Annotated in this window: 19 protein-coding genes; 10 read left to right on the plus strand and 9 right to left on the minus strand. The window is 64.2% G+C overall.

Going from position 1 to position 19,211, the window contains the following annotated elements:
* The first annotated feature begins 11 nt into the window (after positions 1 to 11).
* The 6 genes from IVB48_RS31030 (at position 12) to IVB48_RS31055 (ending at position 7,172) form a co-directional block, all read left to right on the plus strand.
* Positions 12 to 281 (plus strand): GlsB/YeaQ/YmgE family stress response membrane protein, encoded by a 270-nt coding sequence (locus IVB48_RS31030; protein WP_007605178.1) that lies wholly within the window; start codon positions 12 to 14, stop codon positions 279 to 281.
* A 260-nt stretch (positions 282 to 541) separates the two neighbouring features.
* The gene (locus IVB48_RS31035) at positions 542 to 2,287 is read left to right on the plus strand and encodes a type I secretion system permease/ATPase (protein WP_247406074.1); all 1,746 of its coding nucleotides are present in this window, start codon (positions 542 to 544) and stop codon (positions 2,285 to 2,287) included.
* Positions 2,284 to 3,618 carry an HlyD family type I secretion periplasmic adaptor subunit gene (locus IVB48_RS31040; protein WP_247406077.1) on the plus strand — a complete coding sequence of 445 codons (1,335 nt, stop codon included), beginning with the start codon at positions 2,284 to 2,286 and terminating at the stop codon, positions 3,616 to 3,618. The genes IVB48_RS31035 and IVB48_RS31040 overlap by 4 nt, the downstream gene beginning before the upstream one ends.
* 178 nt (positions 3,619 to 3,796) lie before the next feature.
* The gene (locus tag IVB48_RS31045) at positions 3,797 to 5,275 is read left to right on the plus strand and encodes an AMP nucleosidase (protein ID WP_247406080.1); all 1,479 of its coding nucleotides are present in this window, start codon (positions 3,797 to 3,799) and stop codon (positions 5,273 to 5,275) included.
* A gap of 77 nt (positions 5,276 to 5,352) precedes the next feature.
* Positions 5,353 to 5,628, plus strand: a complete 276-nt coding sequence (locus IVB48_RS31050; RefSeq protein ID WP_027570099.1) for a DUF1488 family protein — start codon at positions 5,353 to 5,355, stop codon at positions 5,626 to 5,628.
* Positions 5,629 to 5,795: 167 nt separating this feature from the next.
* Positions 5,796 to 7,172 carry a hypothetical protein gene (locus IVB48_RS31055; protein ID WP_247406083.1) on the plus strand — a complete coding sequence of 459 codons (1,377 nt, stop codon included), beginning with the start codon at positions 5,796 to 5,798 and terminating at the stop codon, positions 7,170 to 7,172.
* Between the two features lie 21 nt (positions 7,173 to 7,193).
* Here IVB48_RS31055 and IVB48_RS31060 read toward each other — a convergent pair whose 3' ends face one another.
* Together IVB48_RS31060 and IVB48_RS31065 are read right to left on the minus strand one after the other, a co-directional pair.
* Complete coding sequence (locus IVB48_RS31060; protein WP_247406086.1) at positions 7,194 to 8,282, minus strand: Zn-dependent alcohol dehydrogenase; 1,089 nt, start codon at positions 8,280 to 8,282, stop codon at positions 7,194 to 7,196.
* A gap of 44 nt (positions 8,283 to 8,326) precedes the next feature.
* Positions 8,327 to 10,111 (minus strand): acyl-CoA dehydrogenase family protein, encoded by a 1,785-nt coding sequence (locus tag IVB48_RS31065; RefSeq protein WP_247406088.1) that lies wholly within the window; start codon positions 10,109 to 10,111, stop codon positions 8,327 to 8,329.
* A 231-nt stretch (positions 10,112 to 10,342) separates the two neighbouring features.
* Here IVB48_RS31065 and IVB48_RS31070 point away from each other — a divergent pair, with 231 nt between their 5' ends.
* Together IVB48_RS31070 and IVB48_RS31075 are read left to right on the plus strand one after the other, a co-directional pair.
* Positions 10,343 to 11,044, plus strand: coding sequence for an SDR family NAD(P)-dependent oxidoreductase (locus tag IVB48_RS31070; RefSeq protein ID WP_247406091.1), 702 nt, complete (start codon positions 10,343 to 10,345; stop codon positions 11,042 to 11,044).
* A gap of 113 nt (positions 11,045 to 11,157) precedes the next feature.
* Positions 11,158 to 11,988: an enoyl-CoA hydratase gene (locus tag IVB48_RS31075; RefSeq protein WP_247406095.1), complete on the plus strand. Its 831-nt coding sequence runs from the start codon at positions 11,158 to 11,160 to the stop codon at positions 11,986 to 11,988.
* A gap of 50 nt (positions 11,989 to 12,038) precedes the next feature.
* Here the strand turns inward: IVB48_RS31075 and IVB48_RS31080 are convergent, their stop codons facing one another.
* Positions 12,039 to 12,662 carry a GNAT family N-acetyltransferase gene (locus tag IVB48_RS31080; protein WP_247406100.1) on the minus strand — a complete coding sequence of 208 codons (624 nt, stop codon included), beginning with the start codon at positions 12,660 to 12,662 and terminating at the stop codon, positions 12,039 to 12,041.
* An 80-nt stretch (positions 12,663 to 12,742) separates the two neighbouring features.
* The gene (locus IVB48_RS31085; RefSeq protein ID WP_027570106.1) at positions 12,743 to 12,946 is read right to left on the minus strand and encodes a DUF1127 domain-containing protein; all 204 of its coding nucleotides are present in this window, start codon (positions 12,944 to 12,946) and stop codon (positions 12,743 to 12,745) included.
* Positions 12,947 to 13,056: 110 nt separating this feature from the next.
* Here IVB48_RS31085 and IVB48_RS31090 point away from each other — a divergent pair, with 110 nt between their 5' ends.
* A complete protein-coding gene (locus tag IVB48_RS31090) occupies positions 13,057 to 13,956 on the plus strand; it encodes a transcriptional regulator GcvA (protein ID WP_027515345.1) in 900 nt (299 codons plus the stop codon).
* A gap of 33 nt (positions 13,957 to 13,989) precedes the next feature.
* Here IVB48_RS31090 and IVB48_RS31095 read toward each other — a convergent pair whose 3' ends face one another.
* Genes IVB48_RS31095 through IVB48_RS31105 form a run of 3 tightly spaced genes read right to left on the minus strand, consistent with a single transcriptional unit; the run spans position 13,990 to position 16,594 of the window.
* Entirely contained in the window at positions 13,990 to 14,403 is a 414-nt protein-coding gene (locus IVB48_RS31095) for a Rieske (2Fe-2S) protein (RefSeq protein ID WP_027570108.1), read from the minus strand.
* Positions 14,403 to 15,512, minus strand: a complete 1,110-nt coding sequence (locus IVB48_RS31100; protein ID WP_247406101.1) for an amidohydrolase family protein — start codon at positions 15,510 to 15,512, stop codon at positions 14,403 to 14,405. The genes IVB48_RS31095 and IVB48_RS31100 overlap by 1 nt, the downstream gene beginning before the upstream one ends.
* Before the next feature lie 23 nt (positions 15,513 to 15,535).
* Positions 15,536 to 16,594, minus strand: a complete 1,059-nt coding sequence (locus IVB48_RS31105) for an amidohydrolase family protein (RefSeq protein ID WP_247283339.1) — start codon at positions 16,592 to 16,594, stop codon at positions 15,536 to 15,538.
* Between the two features lie 167 nt (positions 16,595 to 16,761).
* On the opposite strand from IVB48_RS31105, the gene IVB48_RS31110 reads away from it, so the two are divergent.
* Entirely contained in the window at positions 16,762 to 17,244 is a 483-nt protein-coding gene (locus tag IVB48_RS31110; protein ID WP_027570111.1) for a CinA family protein, read from the plus strand.
* A 57-nt stretch (positions 17,245 to 17,301) separates the two neighbouring features.
* Here the strand turns inward: IVB48_RS31110 and IVB48_RS31115 are convergent, their stop codons facing one another.
* Positions 17,302 to 17,655 carry a nuclear transport factor 2 family protein gene (locus tag IVB48_RS31115; protein WP_247406104.1) on the minus strand — a complete coding sequence of 118 codons (354 nt, stop codon included), beginning with the start codon at positions 17,653 to 17,655 and terminating at the stop codon, positions 17,302 to 17,304.
* Positions 17,656 to 17,665: 10 nt separating this feature from the next.
* On the minus strand, positions 17,666 to 19,138 hold the full coding sequence (locus IVB48_RS31120) for an amidase (protein ID WP_247406107.1): 1,473 nt from the start codon (positions 19,136 to 19,138) through the stop codon (positions 17,666 to 17,668).
* Positions 19,139 to 19,211 lie beyond the last annotated feature (73 nt).

The following is a 19,211-nucleotide window of genomic DNA, read 5'->3' on the forward strand; positions in this document are numbered from 1 at the left end:
GGACCTCACTTATGTACATTTCCAATGAAGGCCTGCTTGTCATCCTGTTCGTCGGCTTGGTGGCGGGTTGGCTGGCCGGCAAGGTGGTGCGCGGAACCGGATTCGGCATTATCGGCGATATCGTGGTCGGCATCGCCGGCGCGCTGGTGGCAAGCTTCCTGTTTCCGAAGCTTGGCATTCACATCGGCACCGGACTGATATCGGAGATCATCTATTCCGCGATCGGCGCGGTCATCCTGCTGCTGGTGGTGCGGTTGGTCCGCGGCGGTGGCCGGTTCTAATGGCGCCCGAGTTCAATTGATCGAACTTTTGACCTCTCCCCGCCCGGGGAGAGGTGACATGTCTGCAAGAAAAAGCCGCAAGATCGTGAGATTCCGGACTTGCGTGCAGGGCCGGTCGGGGGTGATGTGGGCCATAGGGGTCCCGGGTATTCGACTGCGTTGGGCGATGAGCGCAAACGCGATGTTAATCCGGGTCAATTACTCCTGAATTTGCCTTTGAAATCAGGGACTTTGGCCCCTACCCGAAAGAGATCAGATTGATGGCAGCCGTTCCCGGCGTCCGCCGCTCAGAGCTCGGTGATGCGCTGCGCGCCTGTCGCACGGCATTTGTCGGCGTCGGCTTGATGAGCTGCATGATCAACCTGCTCTATCTGACCGGGTCGATCTTCATGCTGGAGGTCTACGACCGGGTGCTGCCGAGCCGCAGCATTCCGACCCTGGTCGGCCTGATCGTCCTCGCCAGTTTCCTCTACATGGCGCAGGGCGTGCTGGACATGATCCGTAACCGGATCCTGGGCCGGGTCGGCACCGCGCTGGACGAAGCCCTGAACAAGCGGGTGTTCGACACCATCGTGCGCCTGCCGCTGCTGGTCGGCAGCCGCAACGAGGGGCTTCAGCCGCTGCGCGATCTCGACAATGTCCGCTCCTTCCTCGGGGGCATGGGACCGAGCGCGTTCTTCGACCTGCCCTGGCTGCCGCTCTATCTCGCCATCTGCTTCGCCTTCCACGTCATGATCGGCGTCACCGCGCTGGTCGGCGCCGTCATCCTGGTCGGGTTGACGCTGGTCACCGAGTTCATGTCGCGCCAGCCGGCGAAGGACGCGATGGGCCTTGCCGCCCAGCGCAACGATCTCGCCCAGGCCAGCCGCCGCAATGCCGAAGTCATGGTGTCGATGGGTATGGCCGGCCGGATGAACGCGCGCTGGAGCGAGGCCAACGAAAAATATCTCGACGGCAACCAGCGTGCGAGCGACGTCGCCGGCGGTCTCGGCGCGGTCGCAAAAGTGCTGCGCATGATGCTGCAATCGGCCGTGCTCGCCGTCGGCGCCTATCTCGTCATCCATCAGGAGGCGACCGCCGGCATCATCATCGCCGGCTCGATCCTCTCGGCCCGTGCGCTCGCGCCGGTCGACCTCGCGATCGCGCACTGGAAATCCTTTGTCGCGGCACGCCAGAGCTGGCACCGCCTGACCCGACTTCTGGAGCAGATGCCGGCGCAGACGATGCCGACCCAGCTGCAGGCGCCGACCAGCCGCCTCTCGGTCGAAGGCATCGCCATGGTGCCGCCGGGCGACCAGCGCCTCATCGTGCAGGACGTCACCTTTGCGCTCGAAGCCGGCAACGGCCTCGGCGTGATCGGACCGAGCGGCTCTGGCAAGTCGTCGCTGATCCGCGCGCTGGTCGGCGTCTGGCAACCGGTCCGCGGCAAGGTGCGGCTCGACGGCGCGGCGCTCGACCAATGGTCGTCGGACATGCTTGGCCGCCATATCGGCTATCTGCCGCAGGACGTCGAATTGTTCGGCGGCACCATCGCGCAGAACATCAGCCGCTTCGATCCCGAGGCCACGTCTGACGGCATCATCGCCGCCGCCAAGGAAGCCGGCGTGCACGAGATGATCATCAAGATGCGCGAGGGCTACAACACCCAGGTCGGCGAGCAGGGCACGGCGCTCTCCGCGGGCCAGGCGCAGCGCGTGGCACTGGCGCGCGCGCTCTATGGCAACCCGTTCCTGATCGTGCTCGACGAGCCCAATTCCAATCTCGATACCGAAGGCGACGAAGCGCTGACCCGCGCCATCCGCGCGGCGCGCGAGCGCGGCGCCATCGTCGTCGTGGTGGCACATCGCCCGATCGGCGTGGAAGCGGTCGATCAGATCCTGGTGCTGCGCGACGGCCGCATGCAGGCCTTCGGGCCGAAGGAGCAGGTGCTCGCCCAGGTGCTCCAGCCGCGTGTGACGCCGCTGGCGCCGATCAAGATCGTCAGCGAAGGCGGAGCCAAGGCATGAGCACGATTGCGCTCGGCGGGGCGAAGCCCGCCGCGAAGCGGACCGTACGGCAGTCGATCCGGTTTCACCTGATGCTCGGGCTTGGGATCGTGCTGGTCCTCCTGGTCGGCCTCGGCGGCTGGGGATCGACCGTGCAGATCTCGGGCGCGCTGATCGCGCCCGGCCAGATCGTGGTCGAATCCAATGTCAAGAAGGTGCAGCATCCGACCGGCGGCGTGGTCGGCGAGCTGCGCGCCCGCGATGGCGACGTGGTCAAGGCCGGTGACATCGTGGTGCGGCTCGACGACACCGTCACCAAGGCCAACCTCGCCATCGTCACCAAGAATCTCGACGCGGCGCAGGCGCGTGCCGCGCGGCTCCAGGCCGAGCAGCGCGGGATCGACAGGATCGACTACCCGCAAGCGCTGCTCGATCGCGGCAACGATCCCGACGTCAAGGCGCTGCTCTCCGCCGAAACCAAGCTGTTCGACGTTCGCGTCAACGGACGCGCCGGCCAGAAGGCGCAGCTGCGCGAGCGCATCCAGCAGCTCAACGAGGAGATCGAGGGCCTCTCCGCGCAGGAGCGGGCCAAGGACAGGGAAATCTCGCTGGTGCAGCAGGAGCTCGTCGGTGTCCGCGATCTCTATGACAAGCACCTGGTGCAGATCTCCCGCCTGACCACGCTCGAACGCGACAGCGCCCGCCTCAACGGCGAGCGCGCGCAGTACATCGCCTCGCGCGCGCAGGCCAAAGGCAAGATCACCGAGACCGAGCTCCAGATCATCCAGGTCGACAAGGACATGGTCAGCGAGGTCTCCAAGGATCTGCGCGAGACCAACGACAAGATCGGCGAAATGATCGAGCGCAAGGTCGCCGCCGAGGACCAGCTTCGCCGCGTCGACATCCGCGCGCCGCAGGACGGCATGGTGCTGCAATCGACCGTGCATACGGTTGGTGGCGTCATCACCGCCGGCGACGCCCTCATGCTGATCGTGCCGCAGGCCGACGATCTCCAGGTCGAAGCCAAGGTCAATCCGGTCGATATCGACAAGCTCCAGATCGGCCAGAAGACGCTGCTGCGCCTCTCCGCCTTCAACCAGCGCACTACGCCCGAGCTCAACGGCGTCGTCAGCCGCGTCTCGCCCGACGTCACCACCGATCAGCGCACCGGCCAGAGCTACTACACCATCCGCGTCTCGCTGTCCGCGGAAGAGGTCGCCAAGCTCGGTGACTCCAGGCTGATCCCCGGCATGCCGGCGGAAGCCTTCGTCCAGACCGGCGACCGCACCATGCTGTCCTATCTGATGAAGCCGCTGCACGACCAGTTCATGCGCGCGTTCCGGGAGAAGTGACGCGCGAAGGCGCGTCATCGCCTCCTTTCGTCATTGCGAGCGCAGCGAAGCAATCCAGGTTGCCTCCGCGGCGAGATTTCTGGATTGCTTCGCTACGCTCGCAATGACGGGCGGCTTCTTTCTTGCTTTAGTTTTCTTGCTATAGTTCGATTCAGTCCCAGCAACCTGGCGTCGAACAATGCAATCCATCCAATCTCCACCCTCCGTCGCCACCGAATCCTTTTCCGACGCCGACCTCGCCGTCGCCCGCCTCGAAGAGATCTACGAGCGCAACACGAAGTTCCTGCGCGACCGGTTCGAAGCTTACGTCAACGGCGAGGCAATCACGGCGCGGGTGCGGGCCTTCTATCCCTTCGTCCGCGTCACCACCGCGACGCATGCGCGGCTGGATTCGCGTCTCGCCTACGGCTTCGTCGCCCGGCCCGGCGTGCACGAGACCAGCGTCACGCGTCCGGATCTGTTCCGGACTTATCTGACAGAGCAGATCGGATTGTTGATCCAGAACCACGGCGTCCCGGTCGAAATCGGCGAGTCCGACGAACCGATCCCCGTTCACTTTGCCTATCGCCGCGACATCAACATCGAAGCCGCCATCACCACCAGCGAGAATTCGACCGTGACGCGGTCGCTGCGCGATGCGTTCGACGTGCCTGATCTTGCGACCATGGACGATGCCATCGCCGACGGCACTTTCGAGCTCCAGCCTGGCGCGCCCGAGCCGCTGTCCCTGTTTCGGGCGGCCCGCGTCGACTACTCGCTACGCCGGCTCTACCATTACACAGGCACCGACCCCGAATATTTCCAGAACTTCGTGATCTTCACCAACTATCAGTTCTACGTCGACGCCTTCGCGCAACTCTGCCAGCAGCGGCTTCAGGCTGGCGAGGCCGGCCTCGATGCCTTCGTTGCTCCAGGCAATGTGATCACGCGCAGCCGCGGCGCGACGACGGGCGTTGCGCCCGCGCGCGGGCCGCAGATGCCAGCCTTCCATCTGGTCGCGCCCGGCTATCGCGGCATCACCCTGATCAACATCGGCACCGGTCCATCCAACGCGCGCAACGTCACCGACCATGTTGCCGTGCTGCGGCCCCATGCCTGGCTGATGCTTGGCCATTGCGCAGGCCTGCGCAACACGCAGCGGCTCGGCGACTACGTGCTCGCCCATGGCTACGTTCGCGAGGACCATGTGCTCGATCGTGAATTGCCGCTGTGGGTGCCGATCCCGGCGCTCGCGGAGATGCAGGTCGCGCTCGAGGAGGCGGTGGAGGACGTCACCGGGCTCGAAGGGTTCGAGCTCAAGCGCCTGATGCGGACCGGCACCGTCGCGAGCGTCGACAACCGCAATTGGGAGATCAGCGGGCCCGATGTCATTCGCCGCTTGTCGCAGTCGCGCGCGGTTGCGCTCGACATGGAATCGGCCGCGATTGCGGCCAACGGCTACCGCTTTCGCGTCCCCTACGGCACGCTGCTGTGCGTCTCCGACAAGCCTCTGCACGGCGAGATCAAGCTCGCAGGCATGGCCAGCGAATTCTACCGCCGCCGCGTCGGTCAGCATCTCGAGATCGGCCTGAAGGCGCTGGAACGGCTCAAGCAGCAGGAATCCGAGCGGCTGCATTCGCGAAAGCTCCGCAGTTTCGCCGAAGTTGCGTTCCAGTAGGCGATGGATTGCCTTTGCTGCTGACAAGCAGCGGGATTTTCGGCATTTTCGGCGCGGGGGTCGACCGGGACGATTTGATGCCACTCATGCGCGACAGGATCATTGGCCATGATCTCGAACGGCTCGCCTTTCGCTTCACCATGCTGAACGACGACGAGGTCGTGCAGTGCCAGATCAGCGACGCCGCGATGGACGAGCTTGCGGGCATGCAGGGCACCGAAAGCAGCGCGCGGCAGGCCCAGTTCCTATCGCTGCGCGAGACCATCGAGCGGCTCGCCTCAGACCTCTACGACGAGGCGCCGCGGGTCAGGGGTCATGTGGTGCGGATCTTTACGCGACATTTGCAGCGGTAGTTCCGCTCCATCCTCCGCATCATGCCCCGGAGCAGGTCATAAAGCATTCGCTAACCAAGCAACCGGTTCGCCGCAATCTTAGGACCTGCGAAACCAGACGTTATGCAGCTGTGAATTGATGGCCCGTAGAGGTTAGGTCAGGAAAATGGAGCCTCACGAGTGATCGCGTGACAAAAGACATTGTTGGAAGCGACGCGATCCGCGGGCCCGGTCATGACGTCAAGTCGGACAAGACGCCGCCAAACAATTGGCCGCTTGCAATTGCCGTAACGATCGGATGCGGACTCGTGGGCCTTGCGCTCCGCTATTTCGCTCGGAAGCACGCGACCGAAGACGCCATTCAGCATCTGATCCCCTGGTATGTCTTCGCTCGCGATCACGGTGTCGCTGGACTGGCCGAAGCCTTTACCAACTATACGCCGTTCTACAGCTATCTCCTGCTGATTGCCGCCCGATTTGATTGGCTAGGCGAGCCACTTTCCCATGTGAAAGCGATCTCGGCAGTATTCGAGTTGGGCTGCGCGATCGTTGTGGCCCAGATCGTCTGGCGAGCGACAAAGTTGCCATTACGCGCTTCCCTGGCCTTCTGCGCGGTTTGGCTTGCACCGACGATGATCTTCAATGGCGCAGTGTGGGCGGAGAGTGATTCGATCTGGACCTTCTTCACGCTGGTTTCCGTGGCGCTGTTCATGCGGGACCGAAATGGCGTTGCGTCATTTGCGATGGCCTTTTCGGTGAAGGCTCAGGGCGTGTTCCTGGGACCCTTCGTGCTCGGCATGATTCTGCGCCGCAGGATCCACCTGGCATGGCTCGCCACCGTTCCCGGGATCTATGTTGTCCTCGCCATTCCGGTTCTGGTCGCGGGCAGATCTTTGGCCTCCGTGTTCGCGGTCTATTTGGACCAGGCTCACACCTTCGATCGCCTCACCATGAACGCAGCGAACATCTGGGTGCTCGCTGGCGGAATGCCGTACGCGATCGGGGTCGCCGTCGGCATGGTGCTCGCGGCGGCGAGCGGGCTCGCCTTGTCGATCTTCATCGCGCGCTCTCGACGGACGGGGCCGGAGTTTATTCTGCTCGCCGCGTGTGTATCGCTGATGCTCATGCCGTATCTGCTCCCGAAGATGCACGAGCGGTATTTCTACGCGTTCGAGCTTGCGTCGATCGCCCTGGCCTGCCTCAATCCGCGCTATGTGCCCTTCGCGGTGATTGCCCAGGTCAACGGCGTGTTATCCTATCTGGCGTTCGAAAGTGGAATCGTCCTGGGCGTGCTGCCGGCGGCACTCTGCAACACCATTCTCGTGTACTACCTCGTGCTTGATCTTTGGCGCGGCGAACGTGGATTTCGTTCTCCGAGCCTTGCCTGGCTCGGCTTCATCGTGTCGACTGCGGGGCTGTTCTCTTATCTGGTCTTCGAAGGGCCCGGTTTGAACATATCGCCCGTGTACCTGCTCACCACGGGTCTCGTCACAGCTGCGGCGCTGCTGCTCCTGAAAGAGTCTCGTTGCGACCTGGCCGGCCCGGGCCAGTTGCCTCAATCCTGAGCGTCCGGCCTCATCCGGCCATCAGCTGTCAAACATGATCACGCTACGCAGCGTCTTGCCGGCTTTCATGTTTGCAAAGCCTTCGTTGATCTCGGAGAGCTTCAGCTTGGCCGAGATCCAGTCTTCCAGGTGCAGCCGGCCGCGCAGGTAGAAATCCACCAGCCGCGGCATGTCGACGCGAAAATGGTTCGAGCCCATCGAGGAGCCCTGGATCCTGCGCTCGCGCAGGAAGTCGAAGCCATGCAGCTCGATCTTCTGGCCGAACGGAATCATGCCGACGATGGTGGCCGTGCCGCCCGAGGCGAGCATGCCGAAGGCCTGCTCGGCGGTCTCCTTGCGGCCGAGCACCTCGAAGGAATGATGCACGCCGCCATCGGTGAGATCGCGCACCTGCTTCACGACGTCGCCGTCTGCCGGGTTGATGATGTCGGTGGCGCCCAGCTTGGTCGCGAGCTGGAGCTTGGCCGGATTGGTGTCGATGGCGATGATGCGGCCGGCGCCTGCGATCTGCGCGCCGTTGATTGCAGCCATGCCGACACCGCCGCAGCCGATCACGGCCACGGTCTCGCCGGCCGTCACCTTCGCCGTGTTCACGACCGCGCCGTAGCCGGTAATGACGCCGCAGCCGATCAGCGCGGCGAGATCGAGCGGCATCTCCTTGCGGATTTTAACGATCGCGTTCTCGTGCACCAGCATCTGCTCGGCGAAAGAAGAGAGGTTGAGGAACTGATGCAGCTTCTCGGAGCGGGCCCATTGCATCCGATTGGACACCCCCGGCAGCAGTTTTACGGTGGTGTCGGTGCAGAGCACCGTGCGGCCCGTGGTGCAATTGTCGCAAGTGCCGCAGAACACCGAAAGGCAGGTGACGACATGATCACCGGGCTTCACATAAGTCACGTCGGAGCCGACCTGTTCGACGACGCCGGCCGATTCGTGCCCGAGCACCGCGGGCAGCGGATGCGGATAAAGGCCTTCCATGAAGTGCAGATCGGAGTGGCAGAGACCTGCGACCGACGTCCGGATCAGGACCTCGCGCGGGCCGGGCTTCGGCAGGCTGACATCCTCGATGACCAGAGGCTTGTTGACTTCATGGAGGACGGCGGCCTTCATCGAGCACTCCCTATCGCTTTTTTTGCTTTGAACGTGGGTGCAGCCTACGCCGCCAAGACCAGTTCGCCAACCTCGCTCATATCAGCTGCGCGGTCGCCGAGCAGCAGCGTGGCGATCTTCTGCTGCACGGCATTTTCCGTCAGCCGGAACGGATCGCTCGGCGACACCCGGTGATCGATCACCAGCCGCGACAACAACAGCCTTCGCGCATCGCCCCGCATGGCGTGAATACGATGGGCCTCCCAGGCGAGCGCCACGGCACTGGCGACATGATAGAGCAGGCTGGTGGCGCGGCGCGCATCGGCTTCGTTGTCGGATTTCGCCGCGACCTCGCGCGCAAAACCGACCGCGCGATCGGTGAGGCCGCGGAGCTGGTCGCGCCAGGCCTGTGGCACCGAGGGGCTGTCATCGAGGCGAGCATGCAGGTCGGCGGCGAGCGCGGATTCGGCGCCGTGGCGACCGACCGCACGCCGGAGCGCATCGATCGCGACGATGTTGCCGGTGCCTTCCCAGACCGAGCCGAGATGCGCGTCGCGGAGCAGGCGGGCGGTCGCGAATTCCTCGATATAACCGATGCCGCCGCGCATCTCGAGCGCGTCGCCACAGACCTTTCGCGCATCGCGGGTCGCGCGGAATTTCAAGGTCGGCGTCAGGATGCGCAGCAGTGCGGCTGCATCCTGGCTGCCGGCCTCGGCGCGGTCGAGCGCGTCCGCGGTGAGAAAGCTCATCGACAACGCCTGCTCGACCGGCAGCATGATCTTCAGCATCTGGCGCCGGCCCAGCGGCAGGTCGATGATGCGGTTGCCGAACACCACTCGGTTCTTGGCGACCGTCATCGAGTCATGGTAGGCCCGCCGCATCAGCGCGGTGGATTTGACGCCGTTTGAAAGCCGCGACGAGTTCACCATCTCGGCCATCTGCACGAAGCCGCGATCGAGCTTTCCGACCGCGTAGGCGATCGCGCCTTCGAGCTTGATCTCACCCGAAGCCATCGAGCGCGTGCCGAGCTTGTCCTTCAGACGCACGATCCGGTAGTGGTTCTGCGAACCGTCGTCCAGGAAGCGCGGCATCAGGAACAGGCCGACTCCGCGCGTGCCGGGGCCGGCGCCTTCGGGGCGCGCCAGCAGCATCACGACTTTTGCGTCGGCGTTCGAGCAGAACCATTTTTCGCCGGTGAGGCGCCAATGGTCGCCTTCCTGCACCGCCGTCGTGGTCAGCGTCCCGACGTCGGAGCCGCCTTCCTTCTCGGTCATGAACTGGCCGCCCTGGGTCAGCTTGCTCATGTCGGTCTGGGTCAGACCGTCGAGATATTTCGCCTTCAGCGCGTCGCTGCCGAAGTTCGCGAGCAGCTTGGCGCAGCCGTCGGTGACGTTGATCGGGCAGCCCATGCCGAATTCGGTCTGGTTGAACAGGAAGGTGAAGGCGTGCTTGGCGACGACGGGATATTTGTCCGGCCAGCCCATGATGCCCTTGCGGATCGAGAGCGCGTGGATACCGAACTCGCCGAAGGCTGCCTTCTCCAGCTCGCGATAGGCCGGGTGGTATTCGATCCACTGCACGTCGCAGCCGAACTTGTCGCGCTGGTGCAGCACCGGCGTGTGCCGGTCGGCGAGCCGCGCGCATTCATCGAGCACGCCGCCGGCGAGTTCACCCAGGCGATCGAGATGCGGCTCGATGTGACGGAATAGCGTGTCCGGCAGATGAATGCGCAGGAGATCGGTGAGCGCCTGATCGGCGCGGTAGAAATTCATGCCGGTGGTATCGGGAGCCAGCAGTCCGGATGGCGCGGCCGCGACCTGTTTTGCCTGCGCGGGAGCCGGCTTGTGCATGATCGTCCTCTTCGTTTCCGCCTTGCGGTCACTTTGCGCTGATTTGGCGCTTGCCGCTTGGGATGATGTCGATCATGCTCCAGTCGCGAAAGCGGATAAAGCCGCAAATTGTCAGGGAGGCATGATCGCCGCGTGGGAGCAATTCGCTCTGCGGAATTGTGATCGTCCTGGCTGGTTGTCCGCGCGGACCGTGCATAGATCAGCGGCTTCCCGTCTTCGAGAGATCACGTCATGGAACACCCCAAATACAAGATCGCCCTCATCGTCGGCGCCGGCGAAGGTCTGAGCGCATCGCTGGCGCGGCTGCTGTCCGCCCAGGGCATCCGCGTCGCACTGGCCGCTCGGAAAATCGAGAAGCTCGGCGCGCTCTGCAGCGAGACTGGCGCCAAGGCCTATGCCTGCAACGCCACAGACCCTGATGAGGTCGAGCGCCTGTTCGGCCTGGTCGAACGCGAGATCGGCACGCCCGACCTGGTCGTCTACAACGCCAGCGGCCGCGCGCGCGGGCCGTTCGTCGATCTCGTTCCGGCCGACGTGGCGAACGCCATTGCGGTCAGTGCCTATGGCGGCTTCCTGGTGGCGCAGCAGGCGGCCAGGCGCATGCTGCCGAACCAGCACGGCGCGATCCTGTTCACCGGCGCTTCGGCCAGCGTCAAGGGCTATGCGCAGTCCGCACCGTTCGCGATGGGCAAATTCGCACTGCGCGGGCTGGCGCAGAGCATGGCGCGCGAATTGTCGCCGCAAGGCATCCATGTCGCGCATTTCGTGATCGATGGCGGCATCAGGAGCGCAGCGCGCGCGGAAGCGCCGGAGAAGCCGGATTCGATGCTCGATCCCGATGCCATCGCGGAGAGCTACTGGAACGTGTTGCAGCAGCCGCGCAGCGCCTGGAGCTGGGAGCTGGAGCTGCGGCCCTGGGTGGAGAAGTTTTGAAGGCGAGCTGCCGTAGGGTGGGCAAAGGCGCATAGCGCCGTGCCCACCATCAACGACAAAAAAGTAAATTGGTGGGCACGCTTCGCTTTGCCCACCCTACAAGGGCGGGAATCATGACCACGGAAACCACCATCGATACCGGCACCAATGAACTCCTCTGCGTGATCCGCGATCGCGTCGCCGTCATCACGCTGAACCGGCCCGAGGCGCGAAACTCGCTGTCGGACGCGCTGACCCCGGCGCTGCGCACGATAATCCGCTCCTGCGGCGAGAACCCCGATGTCGGCGCGCTGCTGATCACCGGCGCGGGCGAAGCGTTCTGCGCGGGCGGCAACGTCAAGGGCATGGGCGCGCATCGCGACCCGAAGAAGCTTGAAATGTCCTTTGACGATAAGGTCGCCGATCTCCAGGAGCGGCAGCGCCTGCTCACCGGCGCGCTGGTGTCGGTGCGCAAGCCGACGATCGCGGCGCTGCCGGGGCCGGCGGTCGGCGCGGGGCTCGCCATCGCCATGGCCTGCGACATCCGCATTGCCGCGCAATCGGCCTTCGTGGCCACCGGCTATGCGCGCATTGCGCTCAGCGGCGACTATGGCATCGCGTGGCTGTTGACGCGCCTCGTCGGCACCGCGCGGGCGCGCGAGCTGCTGTTCACCGGCGATCGGGTCGATGCCGTCAGGTGCGAGGCCATCGGCCTCGTCAACCGCGTGGTACCCGACGACAAATTGCAGGCGGAGGCCTTTGCATTGGCAAAATCCCTCGCCGGAGGTCCGCGCCTCGCGCTGCGCTACATGAAGGACAATCTCGACGAGGCCCTGCTGTTCGACTTCGAGACCGCGCGCGACCACGAGGCCGAGCGTCTGGTCCGCCTGACCACGACCGCCGACCACAAGGAGGCGGTGCAGGCCTTCATCGAGAAACGCAAGGCGGTGTTCACGGGGAAGTAGGGGCAAAAAAATGCCCGGCACTGGTTTCGCCAGGCCGGGCACGAGTGGAGTCAGGCCGAGGCTGAGGGGCTATCGGCCTGACGGGAAAGGGCGACGAGACGCCAGCTCGCGCAAGGAATGTCTTTCGGTGCGACGGAGATCTCCTTGTCGAAGCGCACCAGCTTCCAGTCGTCAGGATGATTGACGAAGGCGAAGCTCGACTTGCGCGCGAGCGAGATCATGGCGGCGTTGGAGCGCAGCGTGTCGCCGAACATGTGGTCGGCGCCAAGCGCGGCGGCGCGGCATTCAAGATTCTTCATCAGCACGGTGGCGATACCGTGGCCCTGCCAGCGGTCGGCAACCGACAGGCCGAATTCAAGCGTCGCGGTTTCGGCATGCAGCGCATAGCGCGCTTCGGCGACGATGGTCTCGAAGCCGTCGACCATCATGGTCGCCACCACGGTGAAACGTTCGCGTTCGCCGATTTGAAGGAATTCGTGCAGCAGGCCCTGCGGCAGTTCGCTGATCGCGCCGAAGAAGCGGTTGTAGCGGGACCGCGTCGAGAGCGAGCGAAAATAGTGCTGGAGCTCCTCGGTGTCGCGCGGCTCGACGAAGCGAACGCGCAGCGCCTCGCCGTGTCGCGTGCGCAGCGTGTCCGAATATTGCTTCAGATCTTCCAGGCGAAGGGTGCTCATGACACGCGCCCCCAAGGGGACCAAAGGGAAAAGGGACCGCCGGCGCCCCCACAGTCAGGCGGCGCCGGCCTGGCGGCCAATCAGGCCCGCCAGAAGGGTTTGTCGGCCTCGTAGGCCACATCGCTCCAGGACAGCCCGACGTCCTGAAGGTCGCGCGCGGACCAGTTGGTGAGCTCCCGCCGGGTCCGGTAGCGCTCGTGCCAGATGTGAATGGTCTCGCCGATCTGGTGGATCAGCCCTGGCGCATGATGATTTGTCATCGAATTCTGGGTCAAAGTAGACATTGTCAGCTCCTGGAGCTAAGTTGACCGCTAATATCTGCTTGCGGGTGCACTGCGACAAACGACAATTTGTACTCTTTCGCATGAAATAACGTCATGTATCCTGCTGCCATATGACTGCCAGATTGCCCTCCCTGAACGGATTGCGGGCCTTTGAGGCCGCCGCGCGCCATCTCAGCTTCACGCTGGCGGCGTCCGAGCTGAACGTGACCCAGACCGCGATCAGCCATCAGATCCGCAGGCTCGAGGAGGAGCTCGGCATCCGCCTGTTCGTCCGGCAGAACCGCGCGCTGACGCTGACGCCGGAGGCGCGCGACTATCTGCCGGGCGTCCGCGCCGCCTTCAACGACCTACGTCTCGCCACCGACCGGCTGCTGCGCAAGGATGATGACAAGGTGCTGACGGTCTCGACGCTGGCTTCGCTGGCCGCAAAATGGCTGCTGCCGCGGCTGACCGATTTCCAGGAGCACCATCCCGGCATCGACGTCCGCATCACCACCTCCACCAGCCTCGTCGACTTCCAGCGCGACAATGTCGATGCCGCGATCCGTTACGGGCGCGGCCAGTGGGCGGGCTTGCGCGCCGACTGGCTGATGGCGGACGAGCTGTTTCCGGTGTGCAGCCCGTCTCTGCTGCGCGGTGACAAGCCGTTGCGCTGTCCCGAGGACCTCAAGAGCCATATGCTGCTGCACACCTCCAATGCCAACAGCGACGACTGGCGGCTGTGGTTGACGGCGGCGGGTCAGCCGGCCGACATCGCTAGGCAGCCCGGCATCACCTTCGACATGATCTTCATGACCATTCAAGCCGCGATCGACGGCATCGGCGTGGCGATGGGGCGGACCTCCTACGTTCAGGACGACATTGCCAAGGGGCGACTAGTGGTCCCGTTCAAGATCGCGCTGCCGGCCGATGCCGGCTTCTACCTGGTCGCGCCGGAGGGCCGCCGCGAGGCGCCGAAGCTCGCCGCATTCCGCGACTGGATGATCGCTGCAACGCAGAATAAAGCTTGAGATCGCCGGCGCATGTCCGCGCCGTCTGCTTCGCTACAGGTCCACCACGACGTAGTCGCTCTCGACTTTCACCGGTATCGTTTCGGCGACATACGGCCCCTTCACCACGCTCGCACCCGGCTCGACATGGGCCGGGTACGCCTTGACGCGGAAGCGGCGGGGGTCGCAATAGGACTGGCCAGTGCGGATATCGAACTCCCAGCCGTGCCAGGGGCAGCGGAGGATCTCGCCGAGCTTGGTGTATTCGATCTCGCCCGGATCCGTCGATTGCGCGAGTCCGATCAAGGGTCCCTCGCACAGCGCCGCGCCCTGATGCGGGCAGCGGTTCATCAGGCCGAAATATTCACCCTTGATGTTGAAGATTGCGATCGGCCGTCCGTCGATCTCCAAAAATTTTCGCGTGCCGGGCGGAAGCTCATCGGCCGCGGCAATCACATGCCGCGCCATCAAGCGATCCCGTACAGCTTCTTCGCATTGCCCAGATAGAAGGCCTCGCGATCATCGTCGTTGACGCCTGCGGGCAGCACGCGCGAGGGCTCGTCGTAATCCCAGTGCGGATAGTCGGTGGCGAACAGCAGCCGATCCCAGCCGATCCACTTGATGACGTCGAACAGATCCTCGCGCCGCTCCGGATCCTCCATCGGCTGCGTCGTCCACCACACCTGCTCGCGGATATATTCGGACGGCGGCCGTTTGACATGCGGCACCTCGCTGCGCAGGCGCTGCCAGACCTTGTCCAGCCGCCAGGCCAGCGACGGTGCCCAGCCGAAGCCGGCCTCGATCATCACCATCTTCAATTTCGGGAAACGCTCGAACACGCCCTCCAGCACCAGGCTCGCGAGCGCCGATTGCTGGCACTGCGAGTGGCCGACCATTTCCTCGATGTAATAGGAAGGCCAGCCCGACGGCGTGATCGGGTTGCCGCCGAAGCCGAAGGCGTGGACACCGACGGGAAGGCCGGCCTCTTCCGCAGCCTGGTAGATCGGCCAGTAGCGGCGCTGGCCGAGCGGCTCGACGTTGCGGCTGAGCAGCAGCACCTGCACGAAGTTCTTGTCGCCGGCGCGCTCGCGGATTTCGGCTGCGGCCGACAGCCCGTCCTCATTGCCGACGACGATGGAGGCCTTCAGCCGCTTGTCCTTGCTGGTCCATTTGTCGATCTGCCAATCGTTGATCGCCGAGCACAAAGCGGCCGAGAGCTCGTGATTGCGGATGCCCTGGCCGGTGTTGAGCGGATTGAGCACGCCGAGCTGCACGTTGTGGGGATCGAGCAACTGCTTCTGCATGAAGGACAGCGAGGAGCCCTGCGGCCCGCCTTCCGGCGGATAGGCGTCGCGGCGCGAGGCGTTGGGCTGGGCCTTCGGATAGGGCGGACCTTCCATCATGCCCTGATAGGCATGGACGCCGTAGACTTCGAGATGATGCTGCCAGCGTTTGGCCAGATAGGGATAGAGCTCGGCGCGGGTCGCGCGTGCCGGATGGATGTCGCAGTCCGCGATCGCGGTTTTGACGGCCAGTGGGGAAGCGGCTTCGGAGCTTTCGCGGAACTGAATATTCATCGCCTTGCCTCCTTTGGCAGCGGCTAAGTCAGGCGGGGATAGGTCGCATGCGGATTATCGATCATGATCTTGCGCACGAGATCGGGGGTGAGACCTGCGGGCAGCGCCTCCTGGCCGTCGAACTGCCAGTGCGGATAGTCGGTGGAGAATACGACCAATTCGTCCGACTGCATATGATCAAACAGGCGAATTAATGTCGCCTCATCCGGCGGTGCATCGAATGGCTGTAACGAGAAGCGGATGTTGCTGCGCACAATGTCCAGCGGCGCGCGATCGACCCACGGCGTCTCCATCCGCACCCCACGCCAGAACTTGTGCAGGCGCCACAGAAATGGGGAGATCCAGGACACCCCAGATTCCAGCATCACCATCTTCAGGCGTGGATATTTGGCGAACACGCCCTCGACGATCAGGCTGGTGAGCTGGGTCTGGAACGCCTGGGCCTGACCGGCATAATCCTCGATGTGGTAGGACCCCCAGCCCACGGCCGTCGGCGGATTGTGATAGGCGGAACCGGCATGAATGCCGATCGGAAGTTCCAGCCGTTCTGCCGCCTCGTAGATCGGCCAGAGCGCGCGCTTGCCGAGCGGCGTGTCGCCCATCACCAGCATCAGCACCTGCACGAAGCGGCGATCCGTCGCACAGCGCTCGATCTCGGCGACAGCCTTTTCGACGCTTTGGGTGGGAATCACGATCGAGCCGCGCAGCCGCGGATCGCGATCGAGCCATTCCTTCGCGAGCCAGTCGTTCAGTGCGCGGCAGAAGGCGGCCTGCAGATCCTCTGAAAACACCATCTGCACGCCATAAAGCGGATTGCAGATAGCATGCGAGAGCCGGAAGGGATCGAGCACATGGCGCTGCATGTCCGCTAGGCTCTCGCCCGGCTTGCCGCTTTCGGGGCGCCAGTCGGGCCGCGCCGTGATCGGCGAGTTTTGCGGGTAGGATTGCGAGATGAGATCGACCATGCCGCGCGTCGTCACCTGATCGCGCCAATAGTCGTTCAGGTAGGGCAGCAGGCTGGTCAGATGCGGCACGGCCGGATGCACATCGCAATCCACCCCGCCGGCGATCAGGGACGCCATGACGTGTCCTTCACGTTTCCTCGTCGCGTCGTCTCGCGGGCGGCGCTTGGCCGCTCCGCCTTTGGCCGCCATTCAAGCAGGCCTGCCCGTTGGCTGCAACTCGGCCAACGGCGCTGTCATATGCTAGAAAGGCCGAGCTCGGTTGCGAAGGCATAAGGGGTCAGGGAATGAAAGAGCTCGTTAGCATTGCGGAACAGGTCGCCGCAAAACTGATCGCGCGCAAACAGACCATTGCCGTGGCGGAATCCTCGACCGGCGGACTGATCTCGGCCAGCCTTCTCGCGGTCCCCGGCGCGTCCGCCTATTTCCTCGGCGGCGCCGTGGTCTATACCCGCGATGCCCGGCGCGTGCTGATGGATATTTCGGACGAAGGAATGAAGGGCTTTCGTTCCTCGTCGGAGCCCTACGCGCAACTGCTGGCCGAGCGGATGCGCATCCGCTTCAACTGCGACTGGGGCCTGTCCGAAACCGGCGCGTCCGGTCCCACCGGCAATCGCTACGGCGATGCGGCGGGCCACAGCTGCATGGCGGTCGCCGGGCCCGCAGTCGAGGTGACAACGCTGGAGACGGGCGACAATGACCGCTTCGCCAATATGCAGATATTTGCAGCGACAGCGCTGAAATTGCTGCTGAAGAATCTGGGGCGGTGACCTCGCGGCCTCCCGGATATCCGGCTGTCCCGGAGAATGTGCAGTCTGACGCGCTCCCTACCGCGACACGTGCGCCGACACAGCCAGCCACGTCTCGTCTCTTTTCGCCCAGCAATCGGTATAGCGGCCGGTGGCCTGCTGGCCGTCCGCACTGGTGTAGCTCGTCGCCGCATGGATGATGGCGAAATCGCCCATGATACGGATGATAACCTCGTGTGCCCTGAGGTCACGGATCGCAATCGGCCGCGCCGTCTGCTTCAGGAAGGCCTCGCGATCGACCAGCGTCTTGTCGGGATTAGAGCAGTAGAACTCCGGCGCCAATATTTCGTCGAAGCGCTTGACGTCGCAATTCTGCACCGAGGCGACATAGTCGCGGTTGAGCGCGGTGAGCTGTTCGAGGTCGTTGTTCATGAGATTTCTCTCAGTCATTGAACAAGGGCGGCGGCACGAACCCGCCGAACTCGCGTTCGATCAGCTCGGCGAGCTTCAGCGGTGTGCGGTCCTCGAGGAAGGGCCCGATGATTTGCACGCCGACCGGCAGGCCATCCTTCGACAGACCGAGCGGAACGGCCGTTGCCGGCAGGCCCGTCAGCGTGGCGATGCCGGGCCACGCAAGCTGGTCCGGATAGGCGTGGTCCTTGCCATCGATATTGATCCGGCGCTTTTCCTGCTCCGGCGAATGATCATGCGGATAGGCCGGGGTCGGCATGATCGGACAGATCACCGCATCGAATGTCCTGAACAATTGCCGCCATTGCGCGCGCAGGCCGGCGCGAGCGCCCTCGTCGAACACCCAGGCCTGATGTGTGCTGGTCATGCCGCGCAGCCGCTCGGCAGCAAGGCTCTTGTCTTCTGGTGAGAGCTGCGCTGCCCCGGCACGCGCGCCGGCGAGAATGTCCGGCGGAAAGAAGGCGCCGAGAAAACCCATCAGCATGCGCATGTAGAGGCGGGAGGCTTCCGTGAAGTCAGGAAACATCGGGCTTTCACGTGTGATGCTCGCACCTGCGCCCGCCAATTGTTTCGTCAGCTTCTCGATCGCGGTGCGAATGTCGGCATTCGCAGGCAGCAGCGGGTGGCTGTCGATCACCAGCACACGGAAATCCTTCAACGCACGGTGTCGCGCCTCCGGCAGCGCGAGCTTGTATCCGATGCCCAGGTCCAACGGATCGGGGCCTGCCATCACATCCAGGAGCAGGGGCAGGTCGACGGCGCTGCGCGCCATCGGACCGATCACCGCCATATCGCGCTCCATCGGGATGGCTGGAAACGGCGGCGGCGTGTGGCCACGCGTTGGACAGAGATTGTAGGTCGGCTTGTGCGCATAAACCCCGCAATGGAAGGCGGGCACGCGCAGCGAGCCGCCGATGTCGGACCCGAGCGAGAGTGGTCCGTAGCCTGCCGCCAGCGCCGCAGACGAGCCGCCCGACGAGCCACCCGGCGTGCGGCCGAGATCGAATGGATTGTTCGTCGTGCCGTAGATCTCGTTGTAGCTCTGCCAATCCGCCAATCCCACGGGAACGTTGGTCTTGCCGAGGATGACGCCGCCGGCACCCTTCACCCTGGCGATCGACAGCGCGTCCTCCGCCGGCTTGAAATCTTTCTGGGGCGTCCAGCCCCAGGTCGTGGGCAGGCCGGCGATGTTGAAGGATTCCTTGATCGTCATCGGCAGGCCGAGCAGCGGCTTGCGCTCGCCGCGGGCCAATGCGGCGTCCGCCTCGCGTGCGGCGTCCAACGCACGGTCGAAATCCCGGACGCAGATCGCGTTGACCTTGCCGTCGTGCTGTTCGATGCGGTCGATCGCATCGCGGGTGAGCTCGACCGACGAGACCTTCTTCGCGGTCAACGCGGCCGACAGCGCGACCGCGCTCTTGAAGCTCCATTCGGATTTGGCCATGGCGCATCTCCTGTTCTTATTGTCGAACGATGATGCGCAGTTTGGCCCAGCACCGCAACCGCCGTTTGATCGC

Source organism: Bradyrhizobium sp. 76 (genome assembly GCF_023073025.1).
In the GTDB taxonomy this organism is placed as follows: domain Bacteria; phylum Pseudomonadota; class Alphaproteobacteria; order Rhizobiales; family Xanthobacteraceae; genus Bradyrhizobium.

What these genes read in the sequence shown, in the direction of transcription:
- IVB48_RS31030 (WP_007605178.1), top strand. Translation starts at nt 12, where the DNA reads ATGTACATTTCCAATGAAGGCCTGCTTGTCATCCTGTTCGTCGGCTTG.
- IVB48_RS31035 (WP_247406074.1), top strand. Translation starts at nt 542, where the DNA reads ATGGCAGCCGTTCCCGGCGTCCGCCGCTCAGAGCTCGGTGATGCGCTG.
- IVB48_RS31040 (WP_247406077.1), top strand. Translation starts at nt 2,284, where the DNA reads ATGAGCACGATTGCGCTCGGCGGGGCGAAGCCCGCCGCGAAGCGGACC.
- IVB48_RS31045 (WP_247406080.1), top strand. Translation starts at nt 3,797, where the DNA reads ATGCAATCCATCCAATCTCCACCCTCCGTCGCCACCGAATCCTTTTCC.
- IVB48_RS31050 (WP_027570099.1), top strand. Translation starts at nt 5,353, where the DNA reads ATGCCACTCATGCGCGACAGGATCATTGGCCATGATCTCGAACGGCTC.
- IVB48_RS31060 (WP_247406086.1), bottom strand. Translation starts at nt 8,282, where the DNA reads ATGAAGGCCGCCGTCCTCCATGAAGTCAACAAGCCTCTGGTCATCGAG.
- IVB48_RS31065 (WP_247406088.1), bottom strand. Translation starts at nt 10,111, where the DNA reads ATGCACAAGCCGGCTCCCGCGCAGGCAAAACAGGTCGCGGCCGCGCCA.
- IVB48_RS31070 (WP_247406091.1), top strand. Translation starts at nt 10,343, where the DNA reads ATGGAACACCCCAAATACAAGATCGCCCTCATCGTCGGCGCCGGCGAA.
- IVB48_RS31075 (WP_247406095.1), top strand. Translation starts at nt 11,158, where the DNA reads ATGACCACGGAAACCACCATCGATACCGGCACCAATGAACTCCTCTGC.
- IVB48_RS31080 (WP_247406100.1), bottom strand. Translation starts at nt 12,662, where the DNA reads ATGAGCACCCTTCGCCTGGAAGATCTGAAGCAATATTCGGACACGCTG.
- IVB48_RS31085 (WP_027570106.1), bottom strand. Translation starts at nt 12,946, where the DNA reads ATGTCTACTTTGACCCAGAATTCGATGACAAATCATCATGCGCCAGGG.
- IVB48_RS31090 (WP_027515345.1), top strand. Translation starts at nt 13,057, where the DNA reads ATGACTGCCAGATTGCCCTCCCTGAACGGATTGCGGGCCTTTGAGGCC.
- IVB48_RS31095 (WP_027570108.1), bottom strand. Translation starts at nt 14,403, where the DNA reads ATGGCGCGGCATGTGATTGCCGCGGCCGATGAGCTTCCGCCCGGCACG.
- IVB48_RS31100 (WP_247406101.1), bottom strand. Translation starts at nt 15,512, where the DNA reads ATGAATATTCAGTTCCGCGAAAGCTCCGAAGCCGCTTCCCCACTGGCC.
- IVB48_RS31105 (WP_247283339.1), bottom strand. Translation starts at nt 16,594, where the DNA reads ATGGCGTCCCTGATCGCCGGCGGGGTGGATTGCGATGTGCATCCGGCC.
- IVB48_RS31110 (WP_027570111.1), top strand. Translation starts at nt 16,762, where the DNA reads ATGAAAGAGCTCGTTAGCATTGCGGAACAGGTCGCCGCAAAACTGATC.
- IVB48_RS31115 (WP_247406104.1), bottom strand. Translation starts at nt 17,655, where the DNA reads ATGAACAACGACCTCGAACAGCTCACCGCGCTCAACCGCGACTATGTC.
- IVB48_RS31120 (WP_247406107.1), bottom strand. Translation starts at nt 19,138, where the DNA reads ATGGCCAAATCCGAATGGAGCTTCAAGAGCGCGGTCGCGCTGTCGGCC.